Source organism: Streptomyces sp. NPDC059454 (assembly GCF_042749965.1).
GTDB lineage: Bacteria > Actinomycetota > Actinomycetes > Streptomycetales > Streptomycetaceae > Streptomyces.
In genome coordinates this window covers 44923-68235 of the sequence record NZ_JBHYVC010000002.1, presented here as the reverse complement: position 1 = coordinate 68235, position 23313 = coordinate 44923, and the positions used below count along the sequence as shown (strand labels likewise).

Sequence of the window (23313 nt, the reverse complement as noted above, 5' to 3'; positions counted from 1 at the left end):
TACCCCCCCCCCCCCCCGTGTGCGCGCCCGGGGGTCGGGGGGCGGGGCGCGGCCCCCCCCCCCCCCCCCCCCGGTCCCCCTGGCGGGGCTCAACCCCGTACCCCCCCCCCCACGTCACCACTCCGTCAGAGGTCCGTGCCCTACGGGGCCCCTGGGGTCGGATGCCGGTTTTGAGACCAAGGTTGTCGGTTTCAGGCCGAAAGGCGTTCGAGGATTTACGGATGTAGTCACCACTGATTGAGGATGAGTTCGGAAGTAGAACATCCGATTCATTGCGTGGTGGTACTGAGTACTCCGCTCACGTTCAGGACCTCGTGGCACTCCGACGCCTGACGACCCGTGGCCGGCGTACCGGGCTTCGCGCAGGTCACGTTGATGGTCACCGTGTCGTTCTCGGGGATCTTGATGGGGGTGACCCAGTGGTAGTCCTGGTTGCGGAACGTCTCCAGCGCGATCGTGGTGATCTTGCGGTCACCGAAGCTGATCGTCAGCACGCCCTCGTCGCCCTGGAAGTTGGCGACGACGATGTCGGTGACCCCGAAGACGCTGTTCTCGGGCACCTTGTAGGTACCGGTCCTGGTCGCCCCGGTGCCCGTCTTCAGGTCGATGGTCGCCGAGCTCTGCTGGCCGCCGGCCGTGGTGCCGTCCCCGACCGAGGAGCCGCTCCCGTCGCCGCCCGGTCCGGCCGCTCCCGGCCCGGTCCCCGCCCCCGACTCCTGGCCGCCGCCTCCAGGCTGATTGTCCGCGCCGGTGCCGGGAGACTCCCCGGCGGCCTCCTGCTCCCCGGCCGGCGTCGGCCGCGGCTGGACCGCCTCGGTGGCCGCCTCCTCGGCGGCGCTGCGCACCGCGGGGCGGACCAGCGTGAACCAGGCGAGCAGCAGCGCGAGCAGCGCGGCGAGCAGGATCAGCAGCCACTTGGGGAAGATCGGGATCTGCACGAACTCCGCGTCCAGCGGCGGCCGTACGACGGGATCGTCCCAGCGGGTCTCCGCCGGCTCCTCCTGGTCGCCGGTCTCCGTGGTGTCCACGGTGAACGGCCACACCACGGGGTCGCCGAACCACACCGGCCTGGCGGTACGGACCCGCAGTCCGACCTCCGCCGACTCGCCGGGCTCCAGCTTCGGCTGCGCCGGGGCGAAGGCGAACCCCAGCTCCTCGCCCGCCTGCCCGGGGGTGAAGCGCACCTGCACGGCGGTGTTGCCCTGGTTGCGTACGGCCAGCCGGTAGCGGCCGCGCAGCCAGCCGCGCCGACGGCGCGGGGACAGTTCGGTCTTGAGCTCGTGGAACTCCCCGATGTGCACGGTGGTCTCGAGGACCCGCACCGCGTCGGGGTGCTCGTTGGGCAGCACCCGCACGCCGAGGGGCATCTCACCGGCCCGGATCTCCGGAGAGCGCGGCGGTTCCAGGCGGAGCGTCACCGTCTCGGAAGTGCCGGGATACAGGGAGACGCGCGCCGGTTCCACCGTGGTCCAGGCGGCGCAGTCCCCGACGACCCTCAGGTCGTACGCCTCGACGATGTCGCTGTCGTTGCGCACCGTCAGGGTGGTGGTGGCGATGTCGCCCGGAGTCACCGTCACGGCCGGGATGTCGAGGCCGGGCGCACCGGGACCGGAAGAGGCTGTGGAAGGCGTCACGCCCTCACCGTAGGAGCGCGCCCGGGAACGCGGCCAGGAACGCGAGGGCAACGCGCGGGCAGTGACGCTGCCCGGCAAGCCAATGTCAACTCCCTTGTAATGGTGGGTCCTTAATGTGGCGAGCCGCCTCCCGCGCACCACCCCTCCCGTGATCGCCTCACGTTGCATCCCTTACCCCCCACCGAATCCTGAAACAGGTAGCCATGCTCCGCGTAGAAGAGAACAGACCTGACCTGTCCGACACCGCACCCCGTGACTTCGTCCGGGCCGGCTCGGTCCACCGCACTTCCCGTTCCGAGCGTCCCGTCCGAATGACCCTGGCCGTCTACGCAGCCGACCCCGTGCTGCGCATGGGCGTCGTCCAGCAGTTGCGGCACCGCCCCGAGATCGACCTGGTCGACGCCGACGACGCCGACTCGGCCCAGGTGTCACTGGTGGTGGTCGACACCGTCGACGACGACGTGGCCGCCCTGCTCAACCGGCTGCGGCACAACAGCGCCACCCGCACCGGCCTGGTGATAGGCACCCTCGGGGCCGGCGGGCTGCAACGCGTCATCGAGTGCGGTGTGGCGGCCGTGCTGCGCCGCGCCGAGGCCGATCAGGACCAGCTGCTGCGTCTGGTCCTGGCGACGGGCAACGGCGAGGGAATGCTGCCCGGCGACCTGCTCGGCGACCTGCTCCACCACGTCGGCAGCCTCCAGCGCTCCGCGCTCGACCCCGGGGCCCTGTCCCTGTCCACCCTCACCACGCGCGAGGCGGACATGCTGCGCCTGGTGTCGGAGGGACTGGACACGGCGGAGATAGCCCGCAAGACCTCGTACTCCGAACGCACCGTCAAGAACGTCCTGCACGAGGTCATCACCCGGCTGCAACTGCGCAACCGGGCACACGCCGTGGGCTACGCGCTGCGCAACGGGCTGATCTAGGCCCGGCCGGGCGACCCCGCCGACGACGCCGGGGAACCCCGCGCTGCCCGAAAGCACACCCCGCGCTTCCCCCGGGTGCGGCCCCACCGCCCTGCCGCCGTGCGCGCGGCCGGTGCACGGTGGCGAGGGCACATCCAGATGCCGCACCAGACTGCGAAGGGGACCGTGATGGAAACCGCTGGCTCCGGCGGGCGGTACCGCCTGGGGAGACTCGGCATGTCGCTGCTGCTGGTCATCCCCCTCCTCGGGGTGACGGCCGCGGCCGGTCCGGGCAGCGCCGAACCGCGGGCGACGGCCGCGGCGGACGCCGCCCAGACCCGGATCGCGTACGCCGGTACCGGGCACCGCAGTCTCGGCCAGGTCACCACCACCACCTCCAGCACCGCACTGTTCGACAAGGATCCGGCCCACTACGACGTGCAGCCGTCCGCCCTCGGCGACCAACTGGTCTTCGCCAGCCGCCGCGACGAGAAGAAACCGCAGATCTACCTGCGGGCCGCCGACGGTTCGGTACGGCGGCTCACCACCGGCATGGACGCGGCGCACCCCCAACTGACGTTCGACGGGCGGTTCGTGGTGTTCGACGCGGCCGAGTCCGCCGCGGGCGGCGGGACGCAGCGCGACCTGTGGCTGGTGCGCACCGACGGCACCGTCGGCACCGGTCTGACCCGGCTGACCAACACCCCGAACGCCGACGAGGAGGACCCGACGGTCTCCCCCGACGGGAAGCGCATCGCGTACGCCTCCGACGTCGACTCGTCGGCCGGCCGGCAGATCTACGTACGGGACCTGTACGACGGCATCGCCACCCGGCTCACCGACCCCGCGAACGGCACGGCCTCCGAACCGGCGTGGAACCCGGTCGACGACGACGTCAACCGCGACTGGATCGCGTACACCGTCACCACGACCGAGAACGGGCAGCCCGTGCGCCGGCTGCGGATCACGAACGGGACGGCCGACGAGCCGCTGTTCGGGGGCGCGCGGGCCGGCTGGCGTGCCCACGGGGCAGCGTGGCTGCCCGACGGGGACGGCCTGGTGTTCCTCAGCCCCGAGACCACCTGTGAGTGCGAGGGCGACTGGGACCACGTGTTCCGGTCCACCGCCCACTCCGACCGGGTCCCCTCGCTGGTGCTCAACGAGAACCGGGACGTCCTCTCGCCCACCTGGCTCGGCTCCCTCGACGGCGGCAAAGCGGTGGTCGAGCGCACCTCCGCGGCCGGCCCGCACACGGTGACGCTCCAGGACGTCCGGACGGACGGCTCCGACCCCCGCGACCTGGGGCTGACGATCCTCAACGAGGATCCGAAGGCCGACACCAACATCGACCCCACCAAGGACCCGCTGTTCGATCCCGGGTCCGGCTACGACCCGTGGACCGAACGGCAGAGCTACACGCCCGACGGCCGCCGGATCGTCGTCACCCGCTTCGAGACCAACGACGAGGGACGCCGGAAGCAGCGGATCTGGACGGTGGACGCCGACGGCTCCAACGCGGCACCCATGAACCTCGCGGGACGCGCCGACACGGACTGGGACACCGACCCGACGTTCTCCCCGGACGGCAAGTACCTCGCCTTCACCCGGACCTCGCCCGGCGTCGTCGGCGGAGACAGCCGCATCCTCGTCGCGGACGTCGCCGACGGCAAGATCGCCGGCGAGGTCGTCCCGCCGGCCGGAGAGCTCACCGGCCGGGACGCCCAGCCCACCTGGTCCCCCGACGGCACCACCCTGGCCTTCACCCGCGCCGAGGAGATCAACGGGGCCGGCGGCAACAAGCACGTGTGGACCGTGCCGGTGGCCGACCTGCTCCAGCAGACCGACCCGTCCCGGCAGACCGACCTGAGCGCCGAGAACTGCCCGGGCGACTGCGAGGTCATCGACGACAGCCCCGCGTTCTCCCCGGACGGCCGCGGCATCGCCTTCAACCGCAAGAACGGCGCCGGCCGGATCGACGAGGAGAACGGCATCCTGCTGACCTCCCTGACCGGCGACACCTGCCGGGTGCTGCTGCCGGCCGCCGCCCGCGGCCTGCCCGGCGCCTGCGGCCGGGAGCTGCCGGACACCTCGGTCACCGGCCCGCACCAGCCCCGCGACGCCGCCTGGACCGCCGACGGCAAGGGGCTCGTGTTCAGCTCCCGTGCCGAGGTCGCGGTCAACAGCCCCGAGAAGCTGAGCCACCTCGACATCGCCTCCGGTGACGTCACCGCGCTCACCGCCGGTCTCGCGGGCCGGCAGAAGGAACCCGCCGTCCAGCAGTCCGTGGACCTCGCCGTCCGGATACCCGGCACCACCCCGCGGGTCACCGTCGGCGACACCACCACGGTCACCGTCGAGGTGGTCAACAACGGCCCCGCCGCCTCCCCCGGCACCCGTCTGACCATCGCCCCGCCGGCCGGCGTGCGGGTCACCCGGATCAGGTGGTCCGGCGACACCTGCGACGCGGCCTCCCTCCAGTGCGACCTCGGCGTGGTGGAGCCCGGCAGCACCGTCCCGGTGGACGTCACGCTCACCGGAGTCGTCCCCGGCGACGCGCCGGTCGACTGGCTGGTCACCGGTACGGTCATCGACCCGCGGCCCAGCGACAACGCGGGCCGGACCGTGGTGCCGGTGGCCGAGGCCACGCCGACTCCCACGCCTACGCCGACTCCCACTCCCACGCCTGCACCGCCCGCGCCCCCGACTCCCACGCCGCCCGCGCCCCCGGCCCCGACGCCGACTCCCACGGTGCCTCCGGAGCCGGAGGAGCCCGAGGCCGGTCCCGGCGTGCGGGTCACCGCCCAGCCGAACCCCGGCTACGTCGGCGGGCGCGTCGTGGTGACGTACACCGTCCGCAACGGCCGCAACGCGCTCGCCACCGGACTGCGGCTGCGCATCGGCCTGCCCGCCGGCCTGCCCAACAGCGGGCGCCCGGCCGGCTGCGACCGGAACTGGGTATGCGCGCTGCCCGACCTCACGCCGGGCGCGAGCACCGTCGTACGGGTCGTGCTCAGCCCGAAGAAGGCGATGACCGGCCAGGTCACCGGCGTGCTCACCACCACCGGCACGGACGCCGACAGGAACGACAACACCGCCCGGCAGCGGCTGCGCATCCTCCAGCCGCGCATCGTCGCGGTGCCGGAGATCGGCAAGCCCGGCTTCGTCACCTCCGTGCGCGGCAAGGACTTCCCGCCGGGAGCGCCGGTGCGGTTCACGTGGAAGCCGGGGATCACCGCGGCGGCGGCGCCGACCGTCCCGCTGGCGAACGGCACGTTCACCGGCCAGCTGCTCATCCTCGCCAAGGACCAGACCGGACCGCGCGTCATCACGGCCCGCGGCCCCGGATTCTCCCCGGTGAAGACCGACTTCCTGGTCGTCAACGGCAGCGTGCAGCCGCCGGACGAGGTGACCCGCCGGTGATCCACGAGGTCGACGAGGGGCTGCGCCGGCTGCTCGCCGGGAGCGGTCTGGAGGCGTCGGGCATCGACGTGGTCTTCGACGCCCCCACCCGGGACTGGGCGGCGCGGCGCAGCGCCCCGACCGTCTGCGTCTTCCTGTACGACATCCGGGAGGACGCCCTGCGGCGCGGCGCCGGCGCCGGGGAGGTGTACGACGAGGACGGGCACCTCGTCGCACGGCGTTCCCCGCCGCGCTGGTTCCATCTGACGTACCTCGTCACGGCGTGGGCGAGCCGCCCGCAGGACGAGCACCGGCTGCTGTCCCAGGTGCTCGGCACTCTGGTGGCCCACGACGTGCTGCCCTCGGGGCTGCTCACCGGCTCGCTCGCCGAACTCGGCCTGACCGTGGGCCTGGACACCTCCGGGACGGGGATGGACGCGCCGGCCGCCGCCGATGTGTGGTCGGCGCTCGGCGGGGAGCTGAAGGCGTCCCTCGGGGTCCGGGTGCGGGCGCCGCTCGCCGGGGTGACCAGGGTCGTCGCGCCGCCGGTCACCGAAGGCCTCGTCGTGCGCTCCGCCGCCGCCCGCCAGGGCGAGGAGGCGAGCCCGGGACGCCGGCTGCGCTACACGGAGGTCAGCGACCCCGGTCCGGACGGCTTCACCGGCCCGCGGGAACGCCCGCCGGCCCCGGCCCGACGCCGCCGCAAGGGAGACCGCCAGCCGTGACGCACACCGTGGAACCCGCGCTCGACGGCGACCATGCCGGGGGAGCGGGCGGCGAGACGGTCCGGGACGGTGACGCCACTGCCCCGTCCGCCGCTCCCGACGTCCTCTGGGTGCGGCTCGGGGCGGTCGAGAGGCGGGTGCGGGAGGCCGTGGCGGTGCGGCGGGACGCCGATCCGGATCCCGACGACCCCTACCGCGGCCAGTACCTCACGCCGGAGGCGGTGGCGCGGATCCTGGACGGGCCGGGCGGGCTCGACGTACCCGCGCGGGGGCCCTGGCAGCCGCCGGCCCGTTCCGTCCTCGGCACGCTCGCCCGGCGGTTCGGGCTGTCGTCGCTCGACCTGGACCTGTTGCTGATCGCCCTGGCGCCCGACCTGGACGCACGGTTCGAGCGGCTCTACGGCTACCTCAACGACGACCTGACACGCCGTCGGCCCACGGTCGGGCTCGCGCTGGAGCTGTGCGGACTCGGGGGCGCGTCGCCCGCCCGGTTCCGCCTCGCCCCCGGGGCCCCGCTGATCACGCACGGCCTGGTGGAGGTCACCGAACCGGAACGGCCCCCGCTGTCCCGCGTCCTGGTGGTCCCCGACCGGGTCACCGGCCACCTCCTGGGCGGCACGCAGCCCGACGCCCGGCTCACCGGTGTGCTCGGCGAGGTCCGGGAGGACCCCACCGCCGAGGCCGCGGAGGTCCACCGGGCGGCGGCCGCGGCCGGCACCGGTGTCGGCCTCGTCCATCTGCGCAGCCGGGGCGGCGACGCCGAGGGACTGGCCACCGCGGCCCTGCGCCTGGCCGGCCTGCGCCCGCTCGTCCTGGACACGGCGGCGCTCGCCCGGCGCCCGGCCGACATGCCGGCGCTGGCCCGGGTGATCGCCCTCGAAGCCCGCCTGACCGGCGCAGGTGTGGTGCTCGGCCCGCTGGCGGCACTGCCCGGCGAACCCGCCGAACGGGCCCGCACGCTCGGGGCGCTCTGCGCCGGACTGCGGGGCATCCCCCTGTTCACGCACGGCGCGACGGGCTGGGACCCGCTGTGGGCGGCCGACACCCCCGTCGTCCTGACCGTCCCGGCCCCCTCCCCGGACCGCCAGGCCGCCCGCTGGCGGCACGCGCTCACCCGGGCGGCCGGTGCGGCCGGTGCGGCCGAGGACCTTCCCCCGGCCGCCGGTGCCGCGGAGCTCCTCGACCGGGCGGCCGGTGGTCTTGCCGTGACCGGTGCCGCGGAGCTCCTCGACCGGGCGGCCGGCGAGCCCGTCGTGACCGGTGCCGCCGGGTTCCTCGACCGGGCGGCCGGCGAACCCGTCGTGACCGGTGCCGCCGCCCGCCGTGCCCCCGCCGACGCCGTTCTGGCCGGTGACGTCGAGGAGCTCGCGCAAGCCGTCGCCGCGCACCGGCTGGACGCCGGGCAGCTGCACCGGGCCGCCGACGCGGCGGTGCGTACGGCGGCTCTCGACGGCCGTCCCGTCGGGCCGGACGACCTGCGCGTCGCCGTACGCGCCCAGAACGGCGCGGGACTGGACCGGCTCGCCCGGCGGCTGGAGCCGGGCGTCGGCTGGGACGACCTGGTGCTGCCGCCCACCACCCACCGGCGGCTGCGGGAACTCGCGCTGCGCGCCCGCCACCGCGAGCAGGTGCTCGGACAGTGGGGGATGCGGCCCGGCGGCGGCCGGGGACGCGGCGTCATCGCGCTGTTCGCCGGCGAGTCGGGCACCGGCAAGACCATGTCCGCCGAGGTCGTCGCCGCGGACCTCGGCATGGACCTGTACGTGGTGGACCTGTCCACGGTCGTGGACAAGTACATCGGGGAGACCGAGAAGAACCTGGAGCGCATCTTCACCGAGGCGTCGGCGGTCAACGCGGTGCTGCTCTTCGACGAGGCCGACGCGATCTTCGGCAAGCGCTCGGAGGTGAAGGACGCGCACGACCGGCACGCCAACATCGAGTCGGCGTACCTGCTCCAGCGCATGGAGTCGTTCGACGGGATCGCGGTGCTGACCACCAACCTGCGGGCCAACCTGGACGAGGCGTTCACCCGCCGCCTGGACGTGGTCGCGGACTTCCCGATGCCGGACACCGGCCAGCGCCTCGCCCTGTGGGACCGGTGCCTGGGCGACCGGCTGCCCCGCGCCGACGACCTCGACCTCGCCTTCTGCGCCGACCGCTTCGAACTGGCCGGCGGCTCCATCCGGGCTTGCGCGGTCACCGCGGCCTACCTCGCCGCGGAGTCCGGCAGCCCGCTCACGATGCGGCAGACGGTGACCGCGGTCGCCCAGGAGTACCGCAAGCTCGGACGCCTGGTCCTGGAGAGCGAGTTCGGGCCGTACATGGCGGAGGCCGCGGGCGCGTGAGGCGCCGGGGCCGTCAGAGGCTCGCGGTCTTGAGGATGTGGGTGGCGATCACCTGGAACTTCTGCAGCTGGGTCCCGATCTCGGCGGCGTAGTCCGGTGCGTCGACGGTGACGGGATAGTCGGTGCCCTTGGCGCGGTAGTGCGCGGTGATCTGCCGGTTCCCGGTGAACCTCAGCGCGACGCCCGCCGGCCAGTCCCTGATCAGCAGAAGCGGTCCGTACGGTTCGAACCACTGGGGAAGCACCAGGGAGGTGAACCCGCCCGGGCCGGGAGGGATCCGGTCGGACGGTACGTCGGACTCGTAGGTCCCCAGGTGCGGGCCCTTGGTGAGGACGCCGGCCCCCGGTCTGCTGACGATCGCCATCGCCGTGTTCTGGGTCCGGTCCTGGAGCAGTGACCGGTACCGGGCCACCGTGTCCGCGTGGGAGTCCGAGAGCAGCCCGGCCTTCTTGTTGTTCAGCACGGCCGAGGCCAGCATCCGGAACATGCTCTCGTCACCCCCGGCGGCCTCGCGGACCTCGGCGAGCTCCGCCTCGCTCAGCGCGGCGCCGGGAACGTCCCCGGCCATCTCGTCGAGGATCATGTCGTCGTCCACGGGACGCTCCATGGCCACGCTGAAGCTGCCCCGGTCGCGCGCCGTCAGTGAATCGTCCACCACGTTCCGGATGTCCGCGGCGGAACCGCCCCCGCGCGCGTCGAGCACGTTCACCGCCAACGCGGTCCTGTCCCCCTCGTCGTTCGACCCGGTGAAGGCCGTCCCCTGACGGGACAGGGTCCTCCGCCCCAGGATTCCGCTGCTGTTGATGGAGTGGACCAGGTCGATCATCGCCGCGATGCGCTCGACCTCGACGACGAGGGCCTCGGCGTCCTTCGCCTGCAGGGGCACGTCGGCGGTCAGCCTCGGCGCGTGGCGCAGTACCAGCCGGCCGGTGTCCGTGAGGAGATAGTCCAGCCCGGCGTCCTGGACGACGCGGGCCGGATCGGCCACTTCCGCGCCGCCGACGAGGACCGCCCGCTGGACCGCCGCCCCCTCGACGGCGGCGGCGGGGTGCTCCGGGCCGGCGGTGCGCACCGGAGCCGGCCCGGCCATCACCCGGCGGGCGTTGGCCTCGGCCTCGCGCTCGAAGCGGTCGCCGGGATCGCTGATCCGCAGCCCCGCGCCGTTGTCGGCGCCGGCGACCGGCCCCCGGCGCTGCTGGACGACATGGGTGAGCTCATGGGCGAGGGTGTGCTTGTCCGCTCCGCCCCGGCCGAGGACGACATGGCTGCCCGAGGTGTACGCCCGGGCCCCCACCGAGTCCGCCGAGGCCGCCGCCTCGGGGCCCGTGTGCACCTGCACGTCGTGGAAGGACTCGCCGAGCCGGGCCTCCATCTCCGTCCGGAGCGCGGGCTGGAGCGGTCGGCCGGGTGTGCTCAGGACGTCGTGCACCGCCGAGCGCTGGACCGGCGCACCGTGACCGCAGTCGGCGCTGTGCTCGTGCCGCTCCTCCTCCACCATGCGCGCCACCACCGCGTTGCCCACGGCGCGTTGCAGGGCCGGCATCCCGGTGGGGGACAGACCGCCCGGAAGGGCGGCCCGTTCGGCGGGCGACGCCGTCCGGGCCTGCGTACGGCCTGTCCGGCCGGCTTTCTGCGGTTCTTCATGGGCACGCATGCGCTGTCCTCTCCACGAACCCCCGACCTCCCAGTCCAGCGCGCGGGCCGGTGGGGCGTCCAGGCCCGCGAGGGCAGTGCGGGGGCAGAGCCGGGTCCCGTCCGGACGGTCAGCACGGACGGTCCGGAAAGGCAGCGGTCCTGCCCCTGTTCAGGTCCGCACGTCCCTGCCGCCCCGTCCGGTGCGCCGCGCAGACTCGGCCTGGACACAGGTGACCGCAAGGACGTTTAAGGAGCGAGCATGCCGACGTACCTCACCCCGGGCGTGTACGTGGAGGAGGTGCAGTCCGGTGCCCGGCCGATCGAAGGGGTCGGCACGGCCGTCGCCGCGTTCGTCGGCTTCGCCGAGAAGGGCCCGTTCCACGCGCCGACGCTGGTCACCAGCTGGGACCAGTACTCCCAGCTGTTCGGCGGCTTCACCGAGGGCACCTATCTGGCCCACGCGGTCTACGGGTACTTCGCCAACGGCGGCGGCGCCGCGTACGTCGTGCGCATCGGCGGGTCCGCCGAGGACACCTCCGCTCCGGCGGCGGACAACGGCCGGCCGCGCGGGGTCGGCAGGGCCGCGCAGCCGGTGGAGCTCGGCGGCTTCCTGATCGCGGCCAGGCCGGGCGTGACCGGGGTGTCGGTGGAGGTCGCCGACGCGGACGGCGAGAACCCGCCGGAGGACCGCTTCAAGGTCCTGGTCCGCCGCGGCGACCAGGTGGTGGAGACCTACGAGGCGTCCACCCGCAAGAACGTCAAGGGGTACCTGGTCACCCAGGCCCGCGCCTCCGAGCTGATCGAGGTCACCGAGCAGCGCGGCGCCGGCCAGACCAAGCCCGCCGCGCAGACCGTGGCGGTCCCCGACGCCCCGGGCGCGCCGTCCGTGAACGGCTCCGGCGAGCCGGCCCGCCTCGACCCCGCCGAGTACGTCGGCGACGCGGCGGCCCGCACCGGGTTCGGCGGTCTGGAGACCATCGACGAGATCACCATGGTCGCGGTGCCGGACCTGATGGGTGCCTACCAGCGCGGTGACATCGACGCCGAGGGCGTGCGCACCGTGCAGCTCGCCGTCATCTCGCACTGCGAGCAGATGGGCGACCGGGTGGCCGTCCTCGACGCCCCGCCCGGGATGTCCGCCCAGCAGGTGCGCACCTGGCGCAACGACGAGGCGGGCTACGACTCCCGCTACGCCACCCTGTACTACCCGTGGGTGCGGGTCTTCGACCCGGCCCTCGGACGCAACACCACCGTCCCGCCGAGCGGTCACGTCGCCGGTGTGTGGGCGCGCAGCGACGCCGAGCGCGGTGTGCACAAGGCGCCCGCCAACGAGGTGATCCGCGGCGCGGTCGACCTGGAGCTGCGGCTCAGCAAGGGCGAGCAGGACCTGCTCAACCCGATCGGCGTGAACTGCATCCGGGCCTTCCCCGGCCGCGGCATCCGGATCTGGGGCGCCCGCACCCTCTCCTCCGACCCGGCCTGGCGCTACCTGAACGTGCGCCGCCTGTTCAACTACCTGGAGGAGTCCATCCTGCTCGGCACCCAGTGGGTGGTGTTCGAGCCGAACGACGACCGCCTGTGGTCGAGCATCCGGCGCAACGTCACCGCGTTCCTCCAGGAGGAGTGGCGCCGGGGCGCGCTGTTCGGCCGGACCGCCGCCGAGGCGTTCTACGTGAAGTGCGACCGCGACAACAACCCGCAGGAGTCCATCGACCAGGGCCGGGTCGTCTGCGAGATCGGCGTCGCGCCGGTCAAGCCCGCGGAGTTCGTGGTGTTCCGGCTGGCCCAGTTCTCCGACACCACCAGCCTCATCGACGAGTGACCCGCGGGTCCGCAAGGGAAGGTTGACAGACAGTCATGGCAACGGGCGACGCTCTTTCCACCCACGTCTTCGGCGTGCAGCTCGGCGGGTACCTGGTCGAATCGATCCAGGAGATCAGCGGGTTCACCGTCGAGGAGGATGTCGTCGAGGTCAAGCAGGTGACCTCGGAGGGCAAGCAGATCATCCGCAAGCAGCCGGGTGCCCGGCAGGCCGGCGAGATCACGATCACCCGGGGACTCGACCAGAGCAGCGAGTTCACCAACTGGATCAAGGAGACCCTGAACAACGGGGCCGTGAACTCCGCGCGCCAGAACCTCACGATCGAGATCAAGGACACCGAGGGCACCACGGTCCGCCGTATCCAGCTGCTGCAGGGCTGGGCCTCCAAGTGGGAGGGCCCGTCGCTGAAGGCGGGCGAGTCCTCCCCGGCCACCGAGTCCGTCACGATCGTGTTCGAGGAGATCGTCGTCGAATGAGGCGTCGTACGGTGACGGCGGGCAGCCTGGAGGAGATCCTCCAGGCGACGGCGCCCGCCCAGGCGTCGGAGCAGGCGGCGGCCACCCCGGCCGCCGCCCCGCCGCGCCGGGAGGACCACGGGCTGCGCACCGAGTTCGAGTTCGAACTGCCGCGCGGATACGTGGACGACGAGGGCACGGTGCACCGGCACGGCACGATGCGCCTGGCCACCGCCCGCGACGAACTGCGGCCCCAGATCGACCTGCGGGTCAAGGAGAACCCGGCGTATCTGAGCGTGGTGCTGCTGAGCCAGGTGATCACCCGGCTCGGCTCGATCACCGATGTGCACGCCGGGGTCGTGGAGCGGATGTACGCCACCGACGTGGCCTTCCTCCAGGACTTCTACCGCCGCGTCAACAGCGAGGGCCACACCCGCGCGGCGGTGACCTGTCCGCACTGCGAGGGCGGCTTCGAGGTCGACCTCTCGGGTGGGCGCCTGGGGGAATCGTGACGTACGCGCTTCCCCGGCTCCGGGAGGAGATCGCGTACGTCGCCTACCACTTCCACTGGCAGCGCGAGGAGATCCTCGACCTGACCCACGGCGAACGTCAGCAGTGGGTGGCCGAGATCGCCCGTATCAACACCCGTATGAACGAAAGCGGTTGAGCACATGGCATGGCGGGACAGGCTGCGCCGCCGGGCCGCGGGGCCGTCGGCGGGCGGCACGCCCGGCGAGGGCGTGGACCGGGGCGCGAACGGCGTCCCGGCCGCCGCCGTGCCCGGCGACGGCCCGGGTCCCGCCGTGCCCGCCAGCCGCCGTCCCGCCGTGCCCGCCGACTGGGACGGCGGCTGGCGCCGCACCGCCGCGCCCCCGCTCACCGTCTCCCGCGCCCCGCTGGGCGTGAGTGACGGCCTCTCCTTCCGCGCCGGTCTCACCGCCTGGCAGAACCCGTCCTTCGACAGCGGCCTCGGTCACGCCCTGCTGTCCGACGCCCCGACCGGCCTGGTGCGGGGGGTCACGCGTCCGGCCGCCCCGCAGGCCACCGGCACCGGCGGGGGGCCACTGCTGCTCCGTGCGGTACGGGCGGAGGGGGACGGTCCGCAGGGCGGTACGCCGGACGCGGTGCGGCCGGATGCGGCGCGTGCGGGCAGCGGGGAGCCGGCCACGCCGGTCGCGCGCCGGGTGCGTTCGTCCGGTTCGGCGTCCTCGGGTCCTGGGTCTTCCGGCTCGGGGTCCTCGGGTTCCAGGGCCTCCGGTTCGGCGTCTTCCGGCTCGGGGTTCTCAGGTTCCAGGGCCTCCGGTTCGGCGTCTTCCGGCTCCGGGGCCTCCGGTCCCGAGTTGTCCGGCCCGGCGTCCTCCGGTTCGGGGACGTCCCGTGGTGGCTTCGGCGGTGCGCGGGCGGCGGGCACGGGTTCCGGGGCGGACACCGTGGTGGCCCGTTCCACCGACGACGGCGGCGGCGATACGGGCAAGGCGGGTTCGGACAACGCCCCGCAGACCCGTGGCCTCACGTCCACGACGTCCCCCGCCGTGCTCTCCTCGCCGTCTCCCGCCGTGCAACGGGCCGTGGCACCGGGCACCACCCCGGTCGTGGCCCCCGCCGATTCCGGCCGCCCGCCGGCCACTCCGCCGATTCCGCTCGTACGACGTGTCGCCGTGGTCCCCGGTGCGTCCGCCGGGGGAACCGCTACCCGGCCCGCTTCCGGTGCCCCCTCCTCCTCGCGGACACCGCCCGGAGGGCACGGTACGAACGCCGGGTCCGTGTCCGGGCCGTCCGTGCGACGCACCGCCACGGGGGCGGCGCCCGAACGGAGCGACGGCCGGCCGGAGGCATCCCGGGGCCCCGGCGCCGAGACGCCCCGCCCGGTCGCCCGACCGCGGCCGGTGGGGCCCCGGCTGACCGTCGCCCGCCGCGTGACCGGGCCCGTACGCCGCGTCCCCGCCCTGCGTCCCGCCACCGCCACCGCCACCGCCCCGGCGCCGGGCGGCGCCACGGCCTCCGGCGCATCCGGCGTATCCGGACCGGTCGGACCGGCCGACCTCGCCCCGACCGCGCCGGCCGGCCCGCAGGCGCCCTCGACCGCTCCCGCCCGACGTGCGGGCGAGCGACCGCCGTTGGGTGCCCCGCTGACCGAACTGCCGCCCACGGCGACACCGCTGGCGAAGGGCGATCCCGCCGTACCCGCCACGGGACCCGCTTTCGGCCCCGCGCTTCCCCTCGTCCAGCGCCAGGCCGAGGACACGGCCGGCACCTCGTCCGACAGCGGTGTGCGGGGGACGGCTCCGGGCGTCGGCCCCGACCGCCGTGTCCCGGAACCGAGTCCCGTTCCCCGGCGATCCGGTGCCCGCGCCCGCGGCGGTCTGGGCGCGCCCCTGCCCGCGCTGCCCCCCAGCGCCGACCTGCCCGGCGCCACCGCGTCCGGCGCACGAACCCCCCGTACGACGTCCGACGTCCGGGCGCCCGCCGGGACGTCCCCGGTACGGGGAGAGGGCACGGCGGGCGCCCCGCTGCTGGGGACCGTCGGCGTCCAGCGCAGCCTCGTGGACCACTCCACCACCCCGAGCACCCCGTCACCCGGTCCCACCGGCCCTCACGGCAGCGGGCCGGCCATGCCGTCGGTGACGCCTGCCCCGGCCGCCGCGTCTTCGGGGCCGACGTCGGAAGGCCCGGCCGGGAACGCCGTACGCCCCGCGTCGGCGTCCGCCGGACCGGGACCGGGTCCCGTCGTCGCCCGTGCCGTGAGCCCGGCCGGGGGCGGGGCCAGCACGGGCGCCCGTGCCACGGCCGGGGACACGGGAAGCTCCGGGCCCACGACCGGGGGCCCGGGGGCCACCCGCCCCGCGGCCAGGAGCACCGCGGCGACCCCGCCCCCCGCCACCACCCCCCGCGCCATCCCCCTCTCCCGCGCCGCGTCCCACCCCGGAACCCCCTCCGCCCCCGCGGCCCCCCGCACCCTCGCGCTGCTTCCCGCCCGCCCGCTCACCCTCAGCACCCGGACCCCCGAAGGCGCGGCACCGTCGGCCGCGTCCCGCACCGGTGGCGGCCGTCCCGTCGTGGCCGCGCGCTGGACCACGGCCCCGGCCACCTCCGGCGCCGCCCCCGCTTCGCCCACCGGCGCACCCGCGCGCCCGGCGCCGTCCTCGGGCGCCCCGGCGGCCCCGCACGTCCAGCGGGCCGTGACGACGCACCGACCGCAGGATCCGGGTCCGCGGCGACCCGACCCGGCGGTAGGGGCCGGCGGTACGGCCGGCCCGCGAGGCACCGGTGCCGGCCGGCGCGTCCCCGTCGTCAAGCCCGCGCCGCCCCGCACGGCTCCCGGTACGGCGGTCACCCCCGCGCCGGCGCGGTCCCTCCCCGTGACCGCCCTCCAGACGGCGCCCCTCGCCCACGGCCCGTCGGCCACGACGGCACCGGCGCCGGCGGGACCCGTCCCCGTGGTCCGCCCGAGGACCGTGACGCCGGGACCGGCGGCAGGCGGTGGAACCGGTCGCGCGGCCACCCCGGTCCAGCGCGATGCCTCCCCCGCCGGTGACCTCGCCGTGGCCAAGGGCGTACCGGTCAAAGCCGTACCGGCCAAGCCGGAGCCGACGCGCGCCCGTTCGTCGTCGGTCTCCGCCGCCGGCGACCTCGCGGTGCCCGAGGGCCACGGCAAGCGCGCGGACCGGTCGGCCGATTCCCCGCAGAACCCCGGCGCCGACCTGGACGACCTGGCGCGCCGCCTGCTCGACCCGCTGGCCCGCCTGCTCCGTGCCGAACTGCGGCGCGGCCGGGAACGTACGGGCCGTCCCTACGACGGACGCCGCTGAGGGCACGGCACGGAACGGATGACGGACGGATGACGGACGGATGACGGACAACATCTTCGCGAGCAGCGTGTTCTTCCAGCTCACGATCGGCGGCAACGACCTGGGCGCCTTCAACACCTGCTCCGGCATGGGCGCCGAGGTGGAGATCGAGAGCTACGCGGAGGGCGGCAACAACGGCTTCTCCTGGCAGCTGCCCGGCCGCGTGACCTGGTCGAACATCACACTCACCCGGCCGGTCACCGCCGACACGGCGAAGATCGGCCGCTGGCTGGACGAGACGCTGAAGCGGGTGGAGCCCAAGGACGGCGAGATCGTGGCGCTGAAGCCGAACCTCAGCCGGATCATCAGCTGGCAGGTGTTCGGGATCGTGCCGGTGCGCTGGCAGGGCCCGTCCTTCGACCCCAGCAACTCGCAGGCCGCCATCGAGACCCTGGAGATCGCCTACGAGGGGCTGCGCCCCTCCTGACCCGCCCCTCCTGACCACCTCTCCCGACCCGCCCCGCACCACCCGCACCCGCCCCGGAAAGGAAGTCCCGGCATGTCCACAGTGTTCCGCTCCAGTCGGGCCAGGGCCCAGCTGACGCTGAAGGAGCCCCCGGCCTCCGTCGGAGCGAAGCCGGGCGGGACGATCGCGCAGCTGGACCTCCAGTTCAACCCCTCCACCCTGCAGTTGCAGAAGACCACCGAGTGGCGGCGCACCCCGTCCCGGATGGCGGGGCAGTCGGCGCTGCCCGAGTTCGTCGGCAGCGGCCCGCGCACGCTGAGCCTCGAGGTGTTCCTGGACGCCACCGCCAAGCACGACAACTCGGTGGAGCAGGCGGTGGAGAAGCTGATGAAGGGGTGCGTGCCGACCCCGGCGAGCCTCGGCCGCAAGAAGCCGGCCAGTCCGTGGGTGCGGTTCGAGTGGGGCACCGCGCGCACGACCTCGTTCGACGGGGTGCTCTCCAGCCTGTCGGTGTCGTACACGCTGTTCGACGTGGACGGCAAGCCGCTGCGGGCCACCTGCCAGCTGTCGATCGAGGAGGCGAGCGTCGACCCGGCGGGCCAGAACCCGACCTCCGGCGCCCGCACCGCCCGCAGCACGCACACCGTCGTGGCGGGCGACAGCCTGGCCCTGCTGGCCTGGCGGGAGTACGGCGACGCGACGGCCTGGCGGGTCATCGCGGAGGCGAACAGGATCGACGACCCGATGGCCCTGGTGCCCGGCACCGAACTGGTGGTGCCGGGGCTGCGGGACGCGGACGGTGAGGAGGAGCAGTGAGCACTGCCGTGGAACGGGGCGGCCGGTCCTTCGCGGCGGACCCGATCGTGGAGACGCCCGCCGAACTCCCGCCGGTCTGGGCCGCCCAGCTGGTGAACTGCGTGGTGGACGAGAACGTGGGCCTGCCGGACGCGGCGGTGCTCACCTTCCGCGACCCCGACCACGAGTTCCTCCAGAAGACCGGCATCACCATCGGCACCCCGCTGAGGGTGTCGGTGGAGACGGTGTCCGGGCAGGCGCGCGAGCGGCTGTTCAGCGGCGAGGTGACGGCGCTGGAGCTGGACCGGGACCGCACCGGCTCGTTCACGGTGGTGCGCGCCTACTCCAAGGCGCACCGCCTCCAGCGCGGCCGGAAGGTGGTGGCGTACCGGAACATGACGGCGGCGGCCATCGTCCGCAAGGTGGCCGCCGGGGCGGGCCTGACCTGCGGCACCGTGCAGGCCGCGCCGGTCACCTACCAGCAGCTGTCGCAGGCGAACGTGTCCGACTGGGACTTCCTCCAGTTCCTGGCCGCCGAGAGCGGCGCGCAGGTGCGCGTCGACGACCAGGGGCTGCTCCAGTTCACCAGGCCGGAGAAGGCGTCCGGCGCGCCCGCGCCGTCCACGTCGGCCACCCGGAACCCGATGGTGCTGGAGTACGGGCGGAACCTGCTGGCGCTGCGGGCCTCCCTGTCGGCCGCGGACGGGGCGCAGCAGGTGGAGGTGCGCGGCTGGGACGTCACCACGAAGCGGCCGCTGGTGGCCGCCCGGCCCTCGGTGGACAGCGACACGGTGGTGCCGGGACTGAGCCCGGCGTTCGCCGCCCGGTTCGGCAAGGCGAAGCTGACGGTCACCGACACCCCGTACCGCACCCAGGCCGAGACCAAGGCGGTCGCGGACGCGGTCGCCGATCAGGTGAGCGCCGGATTCGGCGAGCTGGAGGCGCTGGCCGAGGGCAACCCGAAGCTGCGGGCGGGCAAGCCCGTGGCGCTCGGCAACGTCGGGCAGGCCTTCTCCGGCAAGTACACGGCGACGGCGGTGCAGCACGTCCTCGAACCGCACGGCGGCTACCGTACGACGGTCTGGGTGAGCGCCAGCCCGGACCGCTCCCTGACCGGCCTGGTCACCGGCGCCAACGCACCCTCCCGCGGCCCGCGCATCCCCGGTCTGGCGATCGGCGTGGTGACCGACGTGCGCGAGCCCGGCGGCGCCGAGAGCGGCGCCGTGAAGCTGAAGTTCCCCTGGCTGGACGACACGTACGTCACCGACTGGGTGCGCACCGTGCAGTGGGGCGGCAAGGGTGGCGGGGGCGTGGTGAGTCCCGAGGTCAACGACGAGGTCCTGGTCGGCTTCGAACAGGGCCTGCTGGACAGCCCGTACGTCATCGGAGGGCTCTACAACGGTGTGGACAAGCCCTCGCCGCACGACGTGCCGCTGATCGACAAGACCACCGGGAAGGTCAACCGCCGTTCCGTCGTGTCGCGTTCGGGACACCGGGTGGAGCTGCTGGACGCGCGGGCGCCCGGTCGCTCGGGAGTGCGGCTGCTGACCGCCGACGAGCACATGGAGGTGTTCCTCGACGACCGGCAGGACCGGATCGAGCTGACGGTGTACTCCGGCAAGGGCAAGGCCCGGCAGCCCCTCAGCTCCGTCGTGCTCGACAGGAAGGGCATCACCCTGGACGCGGGACGGGGGGACGTGAGCGTGTCCGGCCGCAACGTGGACATCCAGGGCCGGGTCGACGTGAAGATCGGCGGCCGCAACGTGAACGTCACCGGCGGCTCGGGCGTCACCGTCGACGGCGGTCTGCTCGGCGTCCTCAAGGCCAAGCTCATCCGGATCAACTGACCCCGTCCGCCGTCCCTCTCCGACATCCTCCGAGGAGTGCCGCATGCCAGCCGCAGCCCGTACCGGTGACCCCACCGACCACGGCGGCCGGATCACCACCCCGCCGCCCGCCGCCGCGCGGGCGGTGGCGACCGTCCTGATCGGCGGCCGCCCCGCCGCCGTCGTGGGCAGCCTGCACGTCTGCGTGATGCCCCAGCACGCGGTCATGGGGCCCGCCAACGTGATCGTGCCCAACCCGGCCGGGCTCACCTCGGGACAGGTCCTCATCGGCGGGCTGCCGGCCGCGCGGGCACGCGACCGGACGGCGTGCGGCGCGACGGTCCTGCCCGGCGCCATGAACGTCATGATCGGAGGTGCGGTGTGAGCGAACGGTTCGTCGGCCGCGGCTGGGGGTTCCCGCTGCGGGTCGGGCCCACCGGCGGGATCGCCCTGGTCGAACGGGAACGGGAGATCGAGGAGGCGATCCGCCTCGTGCTCGGCACCGCGCCCGGCGAGCGCCCCATGCGCCCGGAGTTCGGCTGCGGCATCCACGACTACGTCTTCGCCCCCGGCGACGGCGCCACCGCCGGACGCGTCGCGCAGCAGGTGCGCGAGGCCCTGGAGCGGTGGGAGCCGCGGATCGCGGTGGACGACGTGGTGGTCGCCTTCGACGCGGTCGAGGACGGCACCCTCTACATCGACGTGCACTACACCCTGCGATCCACCAACGACCGGCGCAACCTGGTCTTTCCCTTCTACACGATCCCCTCCGAGGAGGGGGCCGAGGAAGCAGGCGCGGACTGATGGCCCTGCCCTCCCCGAACCTGGACGACCGGCGGTTCCAGCAACTCGTCGACGAGGCGAAGCGGTACGTGCAGCAGCGCGCCCCGGAGTGGACCGACCACAACGTCTCCGACCCGGGCGTCACCCTGATCGAGACGTTCGCCTACCTCGTGGACCAGCTGCTGTACCGGCTGAACCGGGTCCCGGACAAGAACTACACCGCGTTCCTGGACCTGCTGGGCATCCGCCTGTTCCCGCCGACCGCGGCCGGCGCCGACGTCGACTTCTGGCTCTCGGCGCCGCAGCCCGACACGGTCGCGCTGCCCCCGGGCACCGAGGTGACCACCGCGCGCGGCGAGTCCGACGAACCCGTGGTCTTCACCACCACCGGCGAACTGCGCATCCTGCCCAGTGAGTTGATCCGCCTGGTCACCGCGCCGAAGACCGGCGAGCAGAGCGACCGGACCGGCATGCTCGCCGACGGCCTCGACATCCCCTGCTTCCAGACGACGCCGGAGCCCGGCGACGCGCTGCTGTTCGGCCTGCCGACGGCGGTGCCGCGCTGCATCGTCGCGGTGCGCCTGGACAGCCGCGTCGAGGGCATCGGCGTGGACCCGCGCCAGCCCCCGCTGGTGTGGGAGGCCTGGGACGGCGGCGGCTGGCGGACGTGCGAGACCGGCGACGACACCACCGGCGGCCTGAACCGGCCCGGCGAGGTCGTCGTGCACGTGCCGGCCGGGCACACGGCGTCGGTGATCGGCGGCACCCGGGCCGGCTGGCTGCGCTGCCGGGTCACCGAGGCGGAGCCGGGCCAGCCGTTCTACTCGGAGTCCCCGACGGTGCGCGAGGCGGAGGTGTTCACCGTCGGCGGCACCATGTCCGTCGAGCACGCCGAGACCGTGACCGACGTGCCGCTCGGCACCTCGGAGGGGGTCGCGGGACAGACCTTCCGGCTCGGCCGCCCGCCGGTCCTCCTGGACGCCGGGCCGCCCGTGGTGGAGGTCTCCTCCGACGAGGGGTGGCAGCGCTGGGAGGTGGTGGAGCACTTCGGCCGCTCCGGCCCCGCCGACCGGCACGTCCGGGTGGACGCCACCACCGGCGAGTTCCTCTTCCCCCCGGCGCTGCGCGAACCCGACGGCACGCTGCGGCAGTGCGGCGCGGTGCCGCCCAAGGGCGCGCGGATACGGGTGGCCCGCTACCGCACCGGCGGCGGCCCCGCGGGCAACGTGGCCCGCGGCGCGATCTCCGTGCTGCTCAGCTCCGTGCCGTACATCGCCCGGGTCACCAACCGGGAGGCGGCGCGCGGCGGGGTGGCCGGGGAGACCGTCGAGAACGCCAGGCGGCGCGCGCCGGAGGCACTGCGCATGCAGGACCGCGCGGTGACCGCCGAGGACTACGAGGTCATCAGCCGCCAGGCCGCACCCTCGGTGCGCCGGGTGCGCTGTCTGCCGGCCGCGGACGCGCCGGGTGCGGTACGGGTCCTGGTGGTGCCGGACGCGGTGGCCGACGAGGGCGACGACCGGCTGCGCTTCGAGCAGCTGATCCCCTCGGACCAGGTGCTCGCGGCGATCACCGCGAGCCTCGACGAACGGCGGCTGATCGGCACCCGGCTCGTGGTGGAGCCGCCTGTCTACCAGGGTGTCACCGTGGTGGCCCGGCTCTCGGCGGCCCCCGGCGACACCGACCGGGTCCGCGACGCCGCGCTCGACGCGCTCTTCGGCCACCTCAACCCGCTGGTCGGCGGCCCGGACGGCACCGGCTGGCCCTTCGGGCGGCCCGTCCAGTACGGCGAGATCTTCGGCGTCCTGCAACGCGCCACCGGCAACGCGCTGGTCGAGGAGATCCGGCTGTTCCCCGCCGACCCCGTCACCGGCCGCCGCGGCGCCCCGACGGACCGCATCGACCTGTCCGCGGGCGCGCTGGTCTTCTCGTACCAGCACCAGGTGGTCGTGACGGCGGCCGGGGCGGAGGGGCGGGGATGAGCCGGGCCGCGATACCCGGTCTGCCGAGCAGGTACCCGATCGGTGGGCAACTGCCCGCGCTGTACGCCGACGACGACTTCGCACAGCGGTTCACCGCCGGGCTCGACACCGTCCTCGCCCCGGTGTTCTCGACCCTCGACAACCTGCCCGCCTATCTCGACCCCCGGGTGACGCCGGTCGACTTCCTGGTCTGGCTGGCGTCCTGGGTGGGCGCCGCGGACGACCCGCAGTGGCCGGTGGAACGGCGACGCGAGGCCGTCGCCCGCGCGGTGGAACTGCACCGGTGGCGCGGCACCCGGCGCGGGCTGGCCGAGGCCCTGCGGCTCGCGCTCGGCGTGCACGCCGACGTGACCGGCGACGGCGGTGCGGTGTGGTCACGCACCGCCGGCTCCGGCCTGCCGCCCGAGCCGTCCGCAGAGGCGCTGGTCCGGGTCTGGCCGGCCGGCGGCACACCGGTGGACGTGGACAGGGTCCACGAGATCGTCCGGGCCATGTGTCCGGTGCACACGGCGTTCCGGGTGGAGGTCCTGTCCGGCCCGCCCGCCGAGGAAGGGAGCTGACGCATGCGCGCATGTCCCGCGTGCGGGGCGTCCAACGACCCCGCGGACGACTTCTGCGGCAACTGCGGCGCGTACTTGGGCTGGTCGGACACACCGCCCGCGCCGAGCCGCGCCACGACGCCGACGACTCCGGCGGCACCGACGACGCCGACGCCTCCGGCGGTCACGGAGCCGGCGGACCCGCCGGCCGGCC

At 74.4% G+C, this 23313-nt stretch carries 18 protein-coding genes; 16 read left to right on the top strand and 2 right to left on the bottom strand.

The window, feature by feature from the left end; genetic code table 11:
• Positions 1-269: 269 nt before the first annotated feature.
• Entirely contained in the window at positions 270-1634 is a 1365-nt protein-coding gene (locus ACFXAE_RS01670) for a hydrolytic protein (RefSeq protein ID WP_384706556.1), read from the bottom strand.
• Positions 1635-1822: 188 nt separating this feature from the next.
• Here ACFXAE_RS01670 and ACFXAE_RS01665 point away from each other — a divergent pair, with 188 nt between their 5' ends.
• The 4 genes from ACFXAE_RS01665 to ACFXAE_RS01650 all read left to right on the top strand — a co-directional run bounded on the left by ACFXAE_RS01665 (position 1823) and on the right by ACFXAE_RS01650 (position 9008).
• Positions 1823-2560 (top strand): LuxR C-terminal-related transcriptional regulator, encoded by a 738-nt coding sequence (locus tag ACFXAE_RS01665; RefSeq protein WP_384706873.1) that lies wholly within the window; start codon positions 1823-1825, stop codon positions 2558-2560.
• Between the two features lie 168 nt (positions 2561-2728).
• Positions 2729-5959 carry a TolB family protein gene (locus ACFXAE_RS01660; protein WP_384706554.1) on the top strand — a complete coding sequence of 1077 codons (3231 nt, stop codon included), beginning with the start codon at positions 2729-2731 and terminating at the stop codon, positions 5957-5959.
• A complete protein-coding gene (locus ACFXAE_RS01655) occupies positions 5956-6663 on the top strand; it encodes a DUF4255 domain-containing protein (protein WP_384706552.1) in 708 nt (235 codons plus the stop codon). Before ACFXAE_RS01660 ends, ACFXAE_RS01655 begins: the two co-directional genes overlap by 4 nt.
• The gene (locus ACFXAE_RS01650; RefSeq protein WP_384706550.1) at positions 6660-9008 is read left to right on the top strand and encodes an ATP-binding protein; all 2349 of its coding nucleotides are present in this window, start codon (positions 6660-6662) and stop codon (positions 9006-9008) included. The genes ACFXAE_RS01655 and ACFXAE_RS01650 overlap by 4 nt, the downstream gene beginning before the upstream one ends.
• Before the next feature lie 13 nt (positions 9009-9021).
• Here ACFXAE_RS01650 and ACFXAE_RS01645 read toward each other — a convergent pair whose 3' ends face one another.
• Complete coding sequence (locus ACFXAE_RS01645) at positions 9022-10662, bottom strand: DUF4157 domain-containing protein (RefSeq protein WP_384706548.1); 1641 nt, start codon at positions 10660-10662, stop codon at positions 9022-9024.
• Between the two features lie 240 nt (positions 10663-10902).
• Here ACFXAE_RS01645 and ACFXAE_RS01640 point away from each other — a divergent pair, with 240 nt between their 5' ends.
• The 12 genes from ACFXAE_RS01640 (at position 10903) to ACFXAE_RS01585 (ending at position 23120) form a co-directional block, all read left to right on the top strand.
• Positions 10903-12465 (top strand): phage tail sheath family protein, encoded by a 1563-nt coding sequence (locus ACFXAE_RS01640; protein WP_384706546.1) that lies wholly within the window; start codon positions 10903-10905, stop codon positions 12463-12465.
• Between the two features lie 35 nt (positions 12466-12500).
• Positions 12501-12941, top strand: coding sequence for a phage tail protein (locus tag ACFXAE_RS01635; protein ID WP_217128024.1), 441 nt, complete (start codon positions 12501-12503; stop codon positions 12939-12941).
• Positions 12938-13432: a hypothetical protein gene (locus tag ACFXAE_RS01630; RefSeq protein ID WP_384706544.1), complete on the top strand. Its 495-nt coding sequence runs from the start codon at positions 12938-12940 to the stop codon at positions 13430-13432. Before ACFXAE_RS01635 ends, ACFXAE_RS01630 begins: the two co-directional genes overlap by 4 nt.
• Positions 13429-13587: a DUF6760 family protein gene (locus ACFXAE_RS01625; protein WP_384706542.1), complete on the top strand. Its 159-nt coding sequence runs from the start codon at positions 13429-13431 to the stop codon at positions 13585-13587. Before ACFXAE_RS01630 ends, ACFXAE_RS01625 begins: the two co-directional genes overlap by 4 nt.
• A 4-nt stretch (positions 13588-13591) precedes the next feature.
• Positions 13592-16729 carry a hypothetical protein gene (locus ACFXAE_RS01620; protein WP_384706540.1) on the top strand — a complete coding sequence of 1046 codons (3138 nt, stop codon included), beginning with the start codon at positions 13592-13594 and terminating at the stop codon, positions 16727-16729.
• 40 nt (positions 16730-16769) lie between these two features.
• Positions 16770-17195 (top strand): phage tail protein, encoded by a 426-nt coding sequence (locus tag ACFXAE_RS01615; RefSeq protein ID WP_384706538.1) that lies wholly within the window; start codon positions 16770-16772, stop codon positions 17193-17195.
• 72 nt (positions 17196-17267) lie between these two features.
• Positions 17268-17990, top strand: coding sequence for a LysM peptidoglycan-binding domain-containing protein (locus ACFXAE_RS01610; protein WP_384706536.1), 723 nt, complete (start codon positions 17268-17270; stop codon positions 17988-17990).
• Positions 17987-19816, top strand: a complete 1830-nt coding sequence (locus ACFXAE_RS01605) for a VgrG-related protein (RefSeq protein WP_384706534.1) — start codon at positions 17987-17989, stop codon at positions 19814-19816. Before ACFXAE_RS01610 ends, ACFXAE_RS01605 begins: the two co-directional genes overlap by 4 nt.
• A 43-nt stretch (positions 19817-19859) precedes the next feature.
• A complete protein-coding gene (locus tag ACFXAE_RS01600; RefSeq protein WP_384706532.1) occupies positions 19860-20180 on the top strand; it encodes a PAAR domain-containing protein in 321 nt (106 codons plus the stop codon).
• Positions 20177-20599, top strand: a complete 423-nt coding sequence (locus ACFXAE_RS01595; RefSeq protein WP_384706530.1) for a GPW/gp25 family protein — start codon at positions 20177-20179, stop codon at positions 20597-20599. The genes ACFXAE_RS01600 and ACFXAE_RS01595 overlap by 4 nt, the downstream gene beginning before the upstream one ends.
• Positions 20599-22560: a putative baseplate assembly protein gene (locus ACFXAE_RS01590; RefSeq protein WP_384706528.1), complete on the top strand. Its 1962-nt coding sequence runs from the start codon at positions 20599-20601 to the stop codon at positions 22558-22560. The genes ACFXAE_RS01595 and ACFXAE_RS01590 overlap by 1 nt, the downstream gene beginning before the upstream one ends.
• Complete coding sequence (locus ACFXAE_RS01585) at positions 22557-23120, top strand: phage tail protein (protein WP_384706526.1); 564 nt, start codon at positions 22557-22559, stop codon at positions 23118-23120. The genes ACFXAE_RS01590 and ACFXAE_RS01585 overlap by 4 nt, the downstream gene beginning before the upstream one ends.
• Positions 23121-23313: the final 193 nt, after the last annotated feature.